We start from the raw sequence: 406 nt of genomic DNA, 5'->3' as shown, positions 1-406 counted from the left end.
GTTCCGTACTTCCACCGTGAGCGCTTGCCCGATCTTGAAGCCTGCCTGTTCCAACCATACCCCACCTAACCGAATCCATGGAACGCATCGCATCCCACTATAGCGATTGCCTTCGGTTGCCTTGACCCGGAAATGCCTGTAGCTGGTCGTGAATGTGCGCACGTGCGCAGTGGAAGATATCTTCCGCATAGCGAACTCCTGATTCGAAATTTGAATTCGCCCGTGCAAGCAGGGCGGCCGGGCACTTGAACACCGCCCGCAGATCGGCCCGCATGTTTCCCCTTTCGGGTCTTGTATCGATGCGCGCTGCCCGGCCTTAGCAGAAAGCTATGGAAGACACGCCACGACTGTCGGACGTGGCAACGCTGCGGGGGGTGTGTTCAGCACCGATAGCTAGGCTAAGGAT

General features: G+C 57.9%; 1 protein-coding gene. It reads right to left on the bottom strand.

Translation table 11 applies throughout. From position 1 onward, the window contains the following. Positions 1-189 (bottom strand): SymE family type I addiction module toxin (locus D9R02_RS12420; RefSeq protein WP_121566965.1); only part of this gene is annotated, 189 nt, incomplete at its 3' end. Positions 190-406 lie beyond the last annotated feature (217 nt).

The sequence above is a fragment of the Kocuria rhizophila genome (assembly GCF_003667225.1).
In the GTDB taxonomy this organism is placed as follows: domain Bacteria; phylum Actinomycetota; class Actinomycetes; order Actinomycetales; family Micrococcaceae; genus Kocuria; species Kocuria rhizophila.
The sequence above is the reverse complement of the archived record's forward strand: the minus strand, read 5'-3'. Positions and strand labels throughout refer to the sequence as shown.